General features: G+C 63.7%; 8 protein-coding genes. 6 read left to right on the top strand and 2 right to left on the bottom strand.

Annotated features, from left to right (window positions below):
• Window positions 1-121: 121 nt before the first annotated feature.
• Window positions 122-1,528 carry a sensor histidine kinase gene (locus tag GXB81_RS01635; RefSeq protein WP_205988118.1) on the bottom strand — a complete coding sequence of 469 codons (1,407 nt, stop codon included), beginning with the start codon at window positions 1,526-1,528 and terminating at the stop codon, window positions 122-124.
• Window positions 1,515-2,180 (bottom strand): response regulator transcription factor, encoded by a 666-nt coding sequence (locus GXB81_RS01630; RefSeq protein WP_167037252.1) that lies wholly within the window; start codon window positions 2,178-2,180, stop codon window positions 1,515-1,517. Before GXB81_RS01630 ends, GXB81_RS01635 begins: the two co-directional genes overlap by 14 nt.
• A gap of 242 nt (window positions 2,181-2,422) precedes the next feature.
• Between GXB81_RS01630 and GXB81_RS01625 the strand changes: the two genes are divergently transcribed.
• The 6 genes from GXB81_RS01625 (at window position 2,423) to GXB81_RS01600 (ending at window position 14,788) form a co-directional block, all read left to right on the top strand.
• Window positions 2,423-3,436 carry an ABC transporter substrate-binding protein gene (locus GXB81_RS01625; protein WP_205988117.1) on the top strand — a complete coding sequence of 338 codons (1,014 nt, stop codon included), beginning with the start codon at window positions 2,423-2,425 and terminating at the stop codon, window positions 3,434-3,436.
• A gap of 117 nt (window positions 3,437-3,553) precedes the next feature.
• The gene (locus GXB81_RS01620; RefSeq protein ID WP_167037258.1) at window positions 3,554-4,867 is read left to right on the top strand and encodes an MFS transporter; all 1,314 of its coding nucleotides are present in this window, start codon (window positions 3,554-3,556) and stop codon (window positions 4,865-4,867) included.
• A 1,101-nt stretch (window positions 4,868-5,968) separates the two neighbouring features.
• The gene (locus GXB81_RS01615; protein ID WP_167037261.1) at window positions 5,969-6,823 is read left to right on the top strand and encodes a hypothetical protein; all 855 of its coding nucleotides are present in this window, start codon (window positions 5,969-5,971) and stop codon (window positions 6,821-6,823) included.
• 208 nt (window positions 6,824-7,031) lie between these two features.
• Window positions 7,032-7,931, top strand: a complete 900-nt coding sequence (locus GXB81_RS01610) for a hypothetical protein (protein WP_205988116.1) — start codon at window positions 7,032-7,034, stop codon at window positions 7,929-7,931.
• Window positions 7,931-14,293: a type I polyketide synthase gene (locus GXB81_RS01605; protein ID WP_205988115.1), complete on the top strand. Its 6,363-nt coding sequence runs from the start codon at window positions 7,931-7,933 to the stop codon at window positions 14,291-14,293. Before GXB81_RS01610 ends, GXB81_RS01605 begins: the two co-directional genes overlap by 1 nt.
• A gap of 63 nt (window positions 14,294-14,356) precedes the next feature.
• Window positions 14,357-14,788: a DUF4188 domain-containing protein gene (locus GXB81_RS01600; protein WP_205988114.1), complete on the top strand. Its 432-nt coding sequence runs from the start codon at window positions 14,357-14,359 to the stop codon at window positions 14,786-14,788.
• Window positions 14,789-14,833: the final 45 nt, after the last annotated feature.

Genomic DNA, 14,833 nt, shown 5'->3' with positions numbered 1-14,833 from the left:
GGTCGATTGCAAGCGGATATGCGATGGCAATGCGATCGGAAAACTAGCGGTGGTCTCGTGAACTGATTGAACGGGCTGAACTAACTGACCGGGTTGGCTGAGTTGAGTTGCAATACCCCCGTTATTCGCTACCTGCCCCCGGTGGCCGTGGAAGTACCAGAACCACCGAGAATCCACCAGACGGGGGCAACGCGAAATGCACGCTTCCCCCGTGAGCCTTCATCACCTCGTCGACGATCGCCAGCCCAAGCCCGGAACCCGCGCGCGTTCCCTGCCCCGTTTCGCCGAGCCGCGAAAACGGGCGCAGCGCGGCATCCCAGTTCTCCGGCGCAATGCCCGGCCCGTTATCGGTAACGGTGACGTGGAGCGTGTCACCGTGGCCGGCTATCGATACGTCGATGGTATCGGCCTTCCCGTGGAGCAGCGCATTGTGCAGCACGTTGGAGATCGCTTCCTGCAGACTGATCGCGTCCGCGGACAGCCAGATCTGCTTGCAGCCGCTCTCGAACGACACTCTCACATCGCGCTCGCCGGCCAGAGGAATGGAGCGCCCCAGTACCTCCTTGACGAGGCTCACGAGTTCCACGGGCTGAAAGGGAATGACTTCGTTGCGATGAATCACCATCGCGTGATTGAGCAATTGGCCCGTGAGCCGGCCGACATCCGAGCTGGTCTTGCGCAATGCCGCGAGGCGCGCGGCAACCTGCGCGGGATTCGTTTCGCTGTCGAGCAGTTCGATCTGCGCGTCGAGTCGAGCCAGCGGCGTACGCATCTGGTGCGCCGCGTCGGCGATAAACCGCTGCATGGCGGTAATCCGCTCCGCCAGGCGCGCGATCAGCCCGTTGATCGCGCCGATGATCGCCTGCATCTCGCTCGGCGTTTCGACCGCGACGGGACGCAGGTCGGCCGGGTCCCGCGCGGCGATGATGCTCTCGATCTGCGCGAGGGGCCGCAAACCGCGCCGTATAGCAAGCGCGCTCGCCACGATGGCGAGCGCGCTCATCAGCAGGATCAGTGTCCAGACCTTGAAGCTCATTTCGTTCGTCAGTTGCTGACGCGCGTTGGTTGTCTGCGCGACGGTGACCGATGCCCAGCCCGGCGTCCGTTCTTCCGGCATATAGCGAGCTATCGTCGCGATGCGAACAGGCTTGTTCTGGTATGAGCCGTTCGCGAATACCGGACCCCGCTTCGCCGCCGCGAGATTCGCCGCGCTGTCGAGGTCCGGGTAACCGGCGACCACCATGCCGCGCGAATCGATCACCTTGTAGTACACGCTGTCGTAGCGGGACAGCGTGGACAGTGCCGCGACCGGCGGGCTCAGCGCAAGGACGCCGCCCTGAACGTAAAGGTTCTCGGCAACCTGAATCGTCGCGCCGGCGAGCAGTTGATCGTAGGCGCGCTCGGCCGCGACGCCCGCATAAAACCGGGCGATGATGGCGAGGGCCGCCGCGCCCGTCGCCACGACCAGTGCGATGAAGAGCAACGTGCGGCCGAACAGGGTCCCGGCAAACCGGTCAAAGCGTCGCAATTTGATATCCCACGCCGCGTACGGTGCGAATCTCGACGCCCGCGCCCTGGAGCTTCTTGCGCACACGGGTCACGTACTGCTCCACGGCGTTCGCACTCGGCTCCTTATCGAAGTTGAACAGCAGCGTCAGCAACTCTTCCTTGGAAAACACGCGTTGAGGACGGCTCGCGAGAATCTCGAGCAGTGCGAATTCCTGGCGCGACAAAGGGAACGGCTTTCTGTCGCACTCGGCCAGCCGGTTGGTGCGGTCGATCACGAGACTGCCGAGCCTGATGAGGTCATGCGCCTGGCCGCTACCGCGACGCAGCAGTGCCTGGACACGCGCTTCGAATTCGCGGTAGTCGAATGGCTTGACGAGGTAGTCGTCGGCCCCGAGTGCCAAACCGCTCACGCGATCGTCGATTGCCGACCTCGCGGTCAGAAGCAGCAGCGGCGTTGTATTGCCGGCCGCGCGCAGGTTGCGCAGAATCGCGAAGCCGTCAAGCGTCGGCAGCATGACGTCCAGCACGACGAGGTCGAAGGTCTCGACCGCGAGCAGGTTATTTGCGACGCCCCCGTCCATCTCAAGGTCGACCGCATGACCCAGCCGGCTTAGCCGGCCCCGGATTGCAGCACCGATCTCCGCATCGTCTTCGACGACAAGAATGCGCATGTTGTCTTTCCGGCGCTTAGGTTCAGATTCCGGTTTTCCCGTGATTCATGGCAATTTTTCGAGCGCGGCGCCGGTATTCGACGATGACCGCACTGCCCCTTCCATGACGCGAAGACTCATATTGACGCCTTCGGCCCCGTGTCGGATCACGGGTTTTCCCCAAGGCTCGATGTCAGCATTTTCTCAGATTCAGCCGATAACCTGTACTGACCAGATAAGAATCCGATGGAGGAGACAGTTCGATGAAGCCGTCGTTGCGACGCCGTGCGCTCATCGCCGGGGGACTTGCCGCGTCGATTGCGCCAGCGCTCGCTTTTGCGCGTCCCCGCACGGTTCGCATCTCGAAGGGTTACGGCCTGCTTTATCTGCCGCTCCTGGTGATGGAGAAGCAATGCCTTTTCGAGCGGAATGCCGCACGCCACGGTCAGCAGGCCGTCAACGTCGAATGGGTGCTGCTCGACGGCGGGAACTCGGTCGACGACGCGATGATGGCCGGCACGCTGGACTTCGCGAGCGCCGGTGCACCCGGCTTCATCGAGTTGTGGGCCCGCGCACGCGGCATACCGAATGTGGAAGTGATCGGCATATCTGGGCTATCGACAACCGCGTTGTCGCTCAACACGAACCGGCAACAGATCGTCTCATTGGGCGACTTCACCCAGGCTGACCGGATCGCCGTGCCGGGAATTCGCACGTCGCTGTCCGCAGTCGTGTTGCAGATGCTGGCGGCCAGGTTGCTCGGGGCGCAGCACTTCGCCCGGCTCGATTCCATCACCGTGAACCTGCCTCATCCCGAGGCCATGCATGCGCTGTTGCAACACGAACAGGGCATTACCGCGCACTTCACGTCGCCGCCGTTTTCGACGCTCGAACTGCGTCAGCCCGGTATTCACCAGGTCGCGGACTCGGTCGATGTGCTGGGGCCGCTGACGCTGGACGTCGTATTTTCGCCGAAGCGCCTCGTGGACGACGAACCCGCGATGGTATCGGCCTTCCTCGACGCACTGGCCGAGGCGAACCGGCTCATCCGTCAGGACCCTGGCGCTGCCGCCGCGATCTACGTCGCGGCATCGGGCCTGAAGGTGTCGAAGGAAGATGTCGTGCAAATGCTCGGTGCGCCGCACACGCGCTTCTCGCTACAGCCGGATCAATTGATGGATTACGTCCAATTCCTGTCGATGGCGGGCACGATCAAGAACAAGCCTCGCGCGTGGCAGGACATGTTCGTCGCGGAGCTCGGCCAATACCCGGCCTAGCGCCCCGGCTGGCGGAGAGTCATTCGATTGCTTGTCCGCGATTTTTCGTCGATACGCGCGACATCCTTTAAGGATGCCGTATCAGTTCATCAACATGGATATCTGGAGGAATACGCGATGAACGCTAATCCGGTCACAGAACAGCGCAATACGGAGGAACAGCAGGTCATGGCAAAGATGTCCCGACATCTTCTGCCGATCCTCGTCGTCATGTTTCTGATTTCATTTATCGACAGACAGAACGTCGGGTTCGCGAAGCTGCAGATGGTTCATAGCCTCGGCATGACCGAAGCCGCATTCGGCCTCGCCTCTTCGCTGTTTTTTATCGGCTACCTGATTTTCGAAGTACCTAGCACGCTGGCGCTGCATCGTTACGGCGCCCGTATCTGGCTTGCCCGCATCATGCTGACGTGGGGCCTCATTACCGTGTTGATGGGCTTCACCACGTCCGTGCCGGTTTTTTACGGCCTGCGCTTCGTGCTCGGCATCGCCGAGGCGGGCTTCTATCCCGGCGTCATTTATTACCTGACACTCTGGTTTCCGCAAAGCTACCGTGCCCGCGTTCTCGGTGTCTTCACGCTCGGCAGCGCGCTTGCGAACATGCTCGGCTCGCTCGTGGGCGGCCTGCTTCTGAGCCTCGACGGTGCCGCCGGCCTCGCGGGCTGGCAATGGGTATTCATCGCGACCGGGTTGCCTGCCGTGCTCGTCGGGGTTCTCGTGTTTCGCATCCTGCCCGCGTCGTATCGCGAAGCGCGCTTCCTGAACGAGCGGGAAAAGCAGGTAGTCGCCGCGGCACTCGAGCGCGAAAAGCCCGCGAACGCCGTGCACTCGCAACCGTGGAAGGCACTGCTGGACCCACGCGTCATGCTGTTCGCCGGTACGTACATGCTGATGTCGACGTCCCTGTATGGCGTGACCTACTGGCTGCCGACAATCGTGAAATCGTTCGGCGTGTCGAACACCACGAACGGTCTTCTGAGCATGCTGCCGTGGGCGCTCGCGGTCCTGTTGCTGCTGTATCTGCCGAAGCGGCTGCGTCATGGCAAAAGTATCCTGCGCACGATCGCAATCGTCGCCGCACTCGGCTCGCTCGGTTTTCTTCTCAGCCTGCTGCTGCCCACTACACCGTTGCGCTTTATTGCGCTGGTTCTTGGCGGTGCGTGCATTCCGCTGCTTTACCCGTGCTTCTGGTCGATGCCGCCGCGCTATTTCACGGGTGCCCGCGCAGCCGCGAGCGTCGCGGCAATCAATTCGATCGGCAATCTGGGCGGCTTCTTCAGCCAGAACCTCATGCCGCTCGCCGGCAAGCTCACGGGAACAGCGTTCGGTCCGATGATCGTGCCTATCGCCTGTCTCGCGCTGCTGGGGCTCGGCGCCATCGTGGCCTGGATGCGCGCGGGTGAAGAGCAACTGGCCGTTGCAAGAGCCTGAACGAGGTTCGATGTCGAACCACGAAGCCGATACGAGCGACGACGTTGTGTCGCCTGCCATGCCGCCTCGATTTGCACGCTCGGTCCGGATACGGTGAGCGCATGCGAATCGAGGCACAATGATCGAACCCACGGGCGCCTGTGTTCCTGGTGTGACCCAGGCGTGCCCCAGGTGTGAAGGTGCGCACCACTCGCCAGCGTACGGTCGGAAAATCGCCCGACACAGTGCTGCGCACATAGCAGCCGGCGTAACGTCCGGCCGCCCGTGGCCGCTTATTCTCCCCTTCTCTCCACGCCCTGCTCTGCGCGCACGATGACGCACGCGGCGAGTCCCGTCGCTCATACCACTCGGCATCCGACGTTCACAAACGATGGTGTGCTTACTGACTGAGTGGCGCGATGAAATCCGTCCTGTGGCAGCGCATCCATATCGTCCCATGAACCGAACGTCGAGGATCGTTCTCGCGAAAGAACTTCGACAAGTTTCGGCATGCCTGGAAACATTTCAAACAGTAACCCGTAAGCATCAGGCCGATGCACCGCACCGGCCGGTGCACGTCTCGAATCTACCCTGCATAACCAAATCCCCAGCCGACGCGCCATCACATCGATCTCTTGACTGTCTCTTTATTCTGACTATGATTCACGCACTCGCATCGTGTTAAACAAGTTCAATCGAATACTTGATGCGCATGCGAGGCCGACATACGGGGGATCACTTTGACCACAGACCAGCGCAACGCAATCCACTCCCTATAGTCAGGATGGCAGATCAACCTGCCATTTCCTTACCGGATTTTTTTGACCGGCTGATGACAGCTCGCGCGTAGCCGATCCGGCGTTTGCCGATCGACGCACGACAGAACGATTCGACTGGATTTATCTGCACATAACCGTTGCGCCAATGGCTAGCCAGGCCGTCGGCTGGCTGTACGCACCTCTATGCAATAGACAGATTTTTCCCTGAACAGTGGGAGAAAGGCGTAGTAGACGTAGCTCGATCAGCATGGATTTTCGAATGGGTCATTTACTTCGCATACCTTATGGAATGAAAGCATGGCCCGAGTTCCATTCAGCGCAAGACTCTTTGGAGAAGAGAATCATGACGGACAAAGTCTTATCGTGGTTGACCCTGCACGACCCGGTATTGTTCACGGGCCCGAATGGCATTCATACGCCTGAAGTCAAGGACACGCTGCGCATGGTCGCAGCGGCAAATGGCTCCACCGAAAAGGCGCCGTCACAAGCGACGCTGACGGGTGCGGGCGCATCGGCCGCCATCGCCACGGACAAACAGGCGCAAGCGCTTCTCAAGGCGAAGGGTCCGAGCGATCCCGGCTTCCTCGACCTATGGAATCAGGACCTCGTCGGCGGCGCAATGACGCTCTCGGAAATGGCGCGCAACGCGGCCGGCTATCAGCCGCAAACGCTGACCAACGACTCGGCATCGGCCGCCGCCTATCAGGAATATCTGCGCCGGATCGGCAGCTGCCCGCTGTTCGTGCTGAAAATGTCGGACCGGCTGACCATCACGAAGCAGACCTCGGACTGGAACACGCTGATCGACGCGATCGCCGACACGTTCACGGGCATCGCCAACGAAGACAAGAACTCGATCGTGTCCGGCCTCAAGCAGTTGGCGCAGGCTGCTTCGAGCACGATGGAAACGACCGAGACTGAAAACGTGTTCGTGCAGAACGCGATGAACGTCGACGGCGTCATCAGCTTCTACCTGTACAACAGTACCGTCAGCTTCTACGAGAAAAAAGGTAAGGGCTACGACACGAAGCAGAGTTCCTACGACGTGACACGCCTGCGCCTCGAGTTCCAGAGCAAGCTGTGGCCGCAATATGCAGCAGCGGTTGCAGCCAAGTACACGTCGAGCATCGACGATTGGCTCAACAGCAACGCGACCAGCACGGCCGGCACGCAGCCGATCCCGGCGCTCAACGGCTAACCGCGCGGGTCGAGCTGGCCGGATGAGTGCCTGACAGCAGCCGTTTTGCTTCATCCGGCCGGATTGCATCAAGGCGCGCGGCAGCGCGCGTACGTGAGGTTCCGTTCAGTGTCATGACGGAATCTCGCGCATTGCCCTGCCGCGCCAGCGCGATCCTCATCGAATGTTCGCGCTGTTTTCCACGCCCTCGTCGTGAAGGTGAAAACTGATGGCTGAGATCAATACCGGTATCGCCGCGTTCGAACAATGGGTCGCTCGCAACGCCCACCCTCATGCGCCCGATACGGTTCGCGACGTCGCCCGCAAAAGCGCCGTGGTGTCCAGCAGCGTGTTGGCCACCCTGCCTCACATCGAGTCGCTGGTGGCGACTGCGAACGGACAGCCGGTGGTGTCGAACGGCAAGCTGGTCGGGCCGAACGCACAGCAGGTATTGAACGCCGACCAGGCGGTTGCGCGCGCCCGCGCGTCGGGCCAGCCGCAACAACTGCAAGCCAGTCTCGCGGCCAGCCCCGCGACCGGCTGCGCGATGGCGATGAGCCTCGCGCAACGCGCCTCGGGTTTCAACCCGTCGAGTCCCGCGGCGGCCGGCAATCTCAACGGCTTTCTCGCCTACGTCGGTCAACTCCTGCAATGCCCGCTATTTTCCGCGCAACTCAAGGACGAAGTGACGCCGAACATGTCGGGTGACTGGAACTCGGTCATCAACCAGATCGTCGGGTATTACGTCGGCATCGCCGCTCAGGACCTGCAGGACATTCGCGCCGGACTCTGGTCTCTCGCACAGGCCGCGTCGAGCACGCCGTCGACCAACGAAACGCAGAACCTCTTCACGCAGAACACGCTGAATGCCGGTGCCGATTTGCAGGTGTACCTGTATCAGAGCTTCATCGATATGAGAACCGATGTTCAGCACGGCGGCAAGCATTCGCCCGATACCGTGACCAACAACGCATCGCTGCAGTTGTGGCGCACCATTCTGCGCTTCGACAGCCAGCATTGGCCCGCGTACGCGCCGGTCATCATGAGCCAGACCGACGCCACGCTGCAAAGCTGGCTGAACGATACGACCACGCCGCAAGGCCCCGTTAAAGTTAACTGGAATATCTGATGAACCGTCGCCTCGAAGACTGGCGTAGCGCCGACGCGTTGCGGCCAGATGAATCCGTTTCCGCGCGCGATGCGCGCATCGCGATCGTCGGCATAGGCTGCCGGTTTCCGGGGCCCGCCATCTCGCCCGACGCCTACTGGCGCATGCTGCTGGAAAGCACGAGCGCGGTTGGCGAAGTGCCCGCCGGGCGCTGGAGCCTCGAACGCTTTTTCAACCCGGACCCGAACGTGCCGGGACGCGCCTATGTACGGCGCGCGGCGTTCCTGCAGCAACCGCTCGACCGCTTCGACGCGGCCTTCTTCGGCATCTCGCCGCGCGAGGCGATGCTGCTCGACCCGCAGCAGCGTCTGCTGCTCGAAGTCGCGGCCGAAGCACTCGACGACGGCGGCATTCCGCTCGACCGGCTGCGCGGCTCGCAGACCGGCGTCTATGTCGGCGGCTTCATGCTCGACAACCAGACGCATCTGCTCAACACCTACAACCGCGACACGATCACGACCCACACGGCGATCGGCTCGACGATGGTGATGCTGTCGAATCGCCTCTCGTATACGTTCGATCTGCGCGGTCCCAGCATGTCGATCGACACCGCGTGTTCGTCGTCGCTCGTCGCATTGCACGTCGCTTGCAGCGCGCTGCTCGCGGGCGAATGCGAAATGGCGCTGTGCGGTGGCGTCAACGTGATGCTGCGGCCCGAGTATATGGTCGCGATGTGCAAGGGCGGCTTTCTCGCGCCGGACGGCCTCAGCAAGGCGTTCGATGCGAGCGGCGACGGCTACGGCCGCGGCGAAGGCGCCGGCCTGCTGATCCTGAAGCCCTTGCATGCAGCGTTGCGCGACGGCGATCCGATCCGCGCGGTGATCGCCGGAACCGGCATCAATCAGGACGGCCGCACCGAAGGCATCACGACGCCCAACGCCGCGGCGCAAAGCGCATTGATCCGCCAGGTACAGGCAAGCGCGGGCGTGAATCCCGATGCGATTCAATACGTCGAGGCGCACGGCACCGGCACGCGCGCCGGCGATCGCGCCGAAAGCGGCTCGATCGGCGCGAGCATTGCGACACAACGCAACGGTCACGACGCGCTGCGCATCGGCTCGGCCAAGACCCATATCGGCCACCTCGAAGCAGCGGCCGGCATGGCCGGCGTCATCAAGACCGTGCTCGCGCTCGAACATCGGGTGATCCCGCCGAACCTGCACTTCAACACACCGAACCCCGACATCGACTTCGCTGCGCTGCGCCTGCACGTTCCGGTCACGCCGGAACCGTGGCCCGCGCACGATGGGCCGGCCGGTGCCGCGATCAATGGCTTCGGCTACGGCGGCACCAACGCGCACGCGATTCTCTTCGAAGCGCCGCAGCGCCCGTGCGCCGTGCCGGAAGAACGGACTCGCCCCGCCGTGTTTCCGCTATCGGCCGCGAGCGAATCCGCGCTCATCGCACGAGCCCGTCAGTTCGCCGATCTGCTCGACGGTAATCCCGCCATGACGCTCAACGACATCGGCTACACCGTCGCGCGCCATCGGACGCAATACCCGCACCGCGTCGGCATCGTTGCGGATTCGCCGGACAGGCTCGCGCAGCAGTTGCGCCTGCTCGCCGACAAACAGGCCGTGGATTCGCTGATCGTCAGCGGCCCCCATGCGGCGCACACGCGGCGCAAGGTCGCTTTCGTCTTCACGGGCATGGGCCCGCAGTTCTACGGCATGGGCGTCGAGTTGATCGAACGGGAACCCCTCGCGCGCAGTATGTTCGAACGTTGCGAGGCGATCTGGCAGCCGCTCGCCGGCTGGTCGCTCGGCGAACTGTTCACGCACGCGAGCGGCCAGCCGATGACGGCGCCCGAGCATGCGCAGGTCGGCAACCTCGTCTTGCAGTTGATGCTCACGGAAGTCGCGCGCAGCTATGGCCTGCACCCCGAGGCCGTGGTCGGCCATAGCGTCGGCGAAATCGCGGCGGCTTATGCGAGCGGCGCACTCGGCCTCGCCGATGCACTGCTGCTGACCTATCATCGCAGCCGGCTCATGCAGCGCACGGCCGGGCTCGGCAAGATGCTGGCGGTCGACCTCGGCGCGCACGAGATCGCGCCGTTCCTCAAAAGCGTCGAGGGCCGCGCGACGATCGCGGCGGTGAACAGTCCCACGTCGGTCACGGTCGCGGGCGATTCGGACGCCATCGTTCAGCTTAACGAAGTACTGACGGTCGAGCATATTTTCAGCCGTATTCTCAAGGTCGAAGTCGCGTATCACAGCCATCACATCGATCCGTTCGAGGCCGAATTCAATGCCTCGCTCGCGTCGCTCGTCGCGCATGTCCCGACCTTGCCCGCGTATTCGACCGTGAGCGGCACGCTGCTCGACACGGCGGCTCAAACCACTGCGTACTGGTGGCAAAACGCGCGTCAGCCGGTGCGCCTCGCCGACGCGCTCGCCACGATGATTGCCGACGGCTACGACACGTTCGTCGAAGTCGGTCCGCATCCGGTTCTTGCTGTCGCGATCAATGCGTGTCTCCGGCATGCCGGCGCCGAAGGTATCAGCGTGCCGTTGCAGCGGCGCGATCAGGACAGCCGCAACACGCTGCTCGGCTGCGTCGCGCAACTCTATTGCCGTGGCGCCGCAATCGACTGGCGCGCGCATTATCCGGCGGGACAGCGCGTGGCGCTGCCGAACTATCCGTGGGATCGCGACGTGCTCTGGAGCGAGACCGAACTCTCGCGCGCGGACCGGCTCGGCAGCAACAAGGTACATCCCCTGCTTGCGCAGCGGCTGGACGAACCGCACGCGGCATGGGACGGCGAACTGGCCGCGCATCTGTACCCCTATATGCAGGACCACCAGGTCCAGGGCGAAGCGATTCTGCCGGCCGCCGCCTTCATCGAAATGGCGCTCGTCGCCAAACGTTCGAAGGGCGAGCCCATTGCCATCGACGCATTGACGATTCATCGCTCGCTGAGCCTCGCGCATACGCCCATCGTGCGGCTGCAACTCGACGACGAAGGCTCGCGCTTCACGATTCACAGCCGTGCGCGCGACGCCGCATTGCCGTGGTCGCTCGGCGCGTCGGGACGGCTCTCGGCAATACCCGCGCCCGCGCGCAGTGCCGCGCTCGACCACACTGCGCTGGCGACCCGTTGCTCGCTGCCGGTCGATCTCGACTCGTTCTATCGCACCTTTGCCGGTCTCGGTCTGCAATACGGCCCCGCGTTTCGCTGCCTGCAAACGGTCCGCACGAATCCCGGCCGCGACGAAGCGCAAGCCAGCATCGAGATTCCCGTCGAGCATGCGGCCGATGCCATCGACTACTACGTGCATCCCGTGCTGCTCGACGGCGCACTGCAAACCCTGCTCGCGCTGAAAACGGCGGATGCGCCGACGGATCGCTCGATCTACCTGCCCGTTTCGATCGATCAGGTTCGCTTCCAGCACAAGCCGGGCACGATGGCGATCTGCCATGCGCGGCTGACGCGCGAGCCCAGCGGAGAAGCCGACGAAGTCTCCGGCGATCTGGTTCTCTACGATGCGCACGGTCAGGTGGCGGTCGAACTCTTCGGCGTGCGCGCCCGAGCCGTAAAAGTCGTGGCCGAGGCGGAATCGTCACGCGATGCGCTTCTGTACAAGACCGACTGGCGCAAGCAGACCGCCAAAACCGGCAAGGCATTTCTCACGCAACAATGGCTCATATTCAACGATGCCGACGGAATGGGCGACGAACTGGCCGCACGGGCGCACGAACAACGCATCGCCTGCATCACGGTGACACCGGGCGAGGGTTTCCGTCAGACCGGCGACGCCAGCTATGAGGTGGCGCGCGAGTCGCGCGACGACATGGCGCGCCTGATGGCCGCACTCGCCGACCGTAAGCTCGACGCGGCAATCTATCTATGGGGACTCGACGCCGCCACCAACATGTCGGCAAGCGAATCGCGCGTCGCGACCGGCATCGTCGATACGATCGACCTGCTGCATATCGTGCAGGAATTCGAGCGCGCCCGTCCCACCGACGATCTCGCGCTCAGTATCGCCACGCTGCGCACCCAGCATGTCGTGCGCGACGAACCTCACGACGCGCCGGGCCAGCACGCGTTGCTCGGCGTCGGCCGCGTTCTGACGCTCGAGCGGCCGCAGTCGCGCGTGCGCATGATCGATCTGAACAGCGCGCAGCCGCTGAGCGCGGCCAGAACGCTGCTCGGCGAACTCGTGAGCGGCAGCGACGAAACCGAAGTGGCGTTCCGCGACGGCGAACGCTACGTCGCGCGCATCGTGCCCTGGCGCGAACCGCGCCGCGAACCGGCGCGCTCCACGCCGGCCACCGGCTACGCGATGCAGGCTGTCGCGCCGGCTCCGAACGCGCGCATCGTCTTCCATGAGATCGCGCGCTGCGCGCCACGCGACGGCGAAGTCGAGATTGCGTTGCAGGACTATGCAATCGACGTCTCCGATACCGGCGAACTCGACGGCCGCGCGAGCGGCATCGTCGTGACGGCGGGCCGCGAGGCCGGCGGCCTGCAAGTTGGCGACCGCGTCGCAGTGCTTGCGCCCACCTCGTCTCTCGTATCGCACGTCACAGTGCCTCATGCGTATGCAGTCCCATGCCGACCGGCGGTTGCCGCGCATCCCGCCGCGACCCGGCTCGACTGGGCGCTCGCGTGGCACGCGCTCTTCGACGTCGCGCAGTTGCGTCACGGCGAGTCGGTGCTGATTCATCGCGCCGAAAGCGGCTTCGGAATCGCCGCGGCGCAACTGGCGCGCTGGAAAGGCGCGACCGTGTTCACGACCGCGGGCACGGCGGAACAATGCGACCTGCTGCGCGATTTCGGCATCGCCCATGTTTCCGATGGCCGCTCACTGCGCTTCGTCGATGAAGTCAGCGCATGGACCTCGAACGCCGGAGTCGACGTGGTGCTGAACCGTGCATCGGGCAATCTGCGCGATCGATGCTTCGGACTGCTCGCCTCGCGCGGCAGGTTTGTCGACATCGCGAAAGCATCCAGCGCGCGGCAGCGTGCAAGCGTGCCGCCGGAGGTCTTCGAACGCGGCTTCGTCTATGTGCCGCTCGATCCCGAGCGCGTCCGCCGCGAGCAGGCCGACACATTACGCCGCGCGCTCGATACGCTGACACCGCTGCTCGACGACGCAACGTTCAAGCCTCTGCCGACCTCGACGTTTCTTCTCACGCACGTCGACGAGGCCTGGCAGATGCTGGCCAAAGACACGCACAGCGGCAACGTCAGCATCGATTTGCGGGATCAGGTCGTCGAACTGGAAACGTGCCTGCCGCGCCCACTCGCGCATGAACAAGCCTGCTATCTCGTGACGGGCGGCTTCACCGGCCTCGGTCTCGAAACCGTCAAATGGCTCGCGATGAACGGTGCGCGCCATATCGCGGTATTGAGCCGCAGCGGTCCGCGCACGGAAGAGGCACAACGTGTGCTCGATTCGCTGCGCGATGAACAGGTACAGGTGTGGAGCGAGCAACTCGACATCGCGGATGCGGCCGCCGTGCAACAGGCGATTGCGAAGATCGAACGGAATATGCCGCCGATACGCGGGGTGATCCATTCCGCCGGACTCGCCGAAGATACCGGCATCGCCACGTTGCAGGCCGCGGCGGTCGAACGTGTGATGCAGGCCAAGGCGCTCGGCGCATGGAACCTGCATTGCGCGCTCGCGCAGTCGAAGCTCGATTTCTTCGTCTGCTATTCGTCGGTGAGCGCGACGCTCGGCAATGCGGGCCAGCTCAACTATGCGGCGGCCAATGCATTCCTCGACGGACTCGCGCTGCACCGGCGCGCGCAGGGTCAAGCGGGTACGAGCATCGGCTGGGGTGTCATCGGCGATGTCGGCATGGTCGCGCGCGATGCGTCGCTCGCCGGCCACCTCGACCTGCTCGGCTTGCGCGGCATGGCGTCGGCGCAGGCACTCGCGGTTCTCGAAAGCGCGCTGCAGGAGCACTGGGGCCAGTTCGGCGCGTTCGACATCGACTGGCAACGCTGGCAGGAACGCCTCGCGGGACCACCGGCGCGGCGCCTGTCGGAAATGCTGTCGGTATCGGCCGATAATAGTCATCCCGCTGCGCCGTTCCGCCAGAACGTCGCGACGGCTGCATCGGAAGAGCGCTGGCAGAAGGTCTACGCCGAAGTCGCGGAGCGAATTTGCGGCGTGCTCAAGCTGCCCGCGAGCCGCGTCGATGCGCTCAGCAACCTGACCGATCTCGGCGTCGATTCGCTGATGGCAACCGAGATCGCACTCGTGCTCGAACGCTGCACCGGATACCGGTTCCGCGCGCTCTTTCTCGTGCGCGGCCCGACCATCGCCGAACTGTCCACGCAGATTCTCGATGACATCCTGCAAGCGTAGAGGCATGACTCGCGACGGTGCGAATACCGAAGAACCGCCGTCGCGAGCCTCGCAGCCCCGTTGATGATGCACGATCGCGTCACCGCTGAAATCGAGGGCGACTTCGTCGTGTTCATGATCGGCATGCGCATCAACCGGCTCTGGAAAATCCATCGCTGGTTGCCGGTGGTGCGCGCGCTGCCGCGCATGCTGCGCGAGTTGAAGACGATGCCGGACGCGGGCCTGCTGTCGTACGAAATGTGGCCTGGACGCACCACGATCGCCGTGCAGTACTGGCGCTCGCTCGAACAACTGCGCGCCTATGCCGCGAATCCCGCAGCGGAACATCTGCCCGCGTGGCGCGCGTTCAACCGCCTGAGCGGCACTCGCGGCGACGTGGGCATCTGGCACGAAACCTATCTGGTGACCGCCGGTTCGTTCGAGAACGTTTATGTGAACATGCCGCGGTTCGGGTTGGGGAGAGCCGGGGTGTTGAGGTCGTCGCGCAAACAGTGAGCCGGGACGTGAGCGTGCCTTGCGTGATGTTCGGGCTCGGTGGGG

The organism is Paraburkholderia sp. Ac-20336, from assembly GCF_017105025.1.
Classification (GTDB): Bacteria; Pseudomonadota; Gammaproteobacteria; order Burkholderiales; family Burkholderiaceae; genus Paraburkholderia.
The sequence above is the reverse complement of the archived record's forward strand: the minus strand, read 5'-3'. Positions and strand labels throughout refer to the sequence as shown.

Coding starts and splice junctions, on each gene's coding strand:
- GXB81_RS01610 (WP_205988116.1), top strand. CDS start 7,032: ATGGCTGAGATCAATACCGGTATCGCCGCGTTCGAACAATGGGTCGCT.
- GXB81_RS01620 (WP_167037258.1), top strand. CDS start 3,554: ATGAACGCTAATCCGGTCACAGAACAGCGCAATACGGAGGAACAGCAG.
- GXB81_RS01600 (WP_205988114.1), top strand. CDS start 14,357: ATGATGCACGATCGCGTCACCGCTGAAATCGAGGGCGACTTCGTCGTG.
- GXB81_RS01605 (WP_205988115.1), top strand. CDS start 7,931: ATGAACCGTCGCCTCGAAGACTGGCGTAGCGCCGACGCGTTGCGGCCA.
- GXB81_RS01615 (WP_167037261.1), top strand. CDS start 5,969: ATGACGGACAAAGTCTTATCGTGGTTGACCCTGCACGACCCGGTATTG.
- GXB81_RS01630 (WP_167037252.1), bottom strand. CDS start 2,180: ATGCGCATTCTTGTCGTCGAAGACGATGCGGAGATCGGTGCTGCAATC.
- GXB81_RS01625 (WP_205988117.1), top strand. CDS start 2,423: ATGAAGCCGTCGTTGCGACGCCGTGCGCTCATCGCCGGGGGACTTGCC.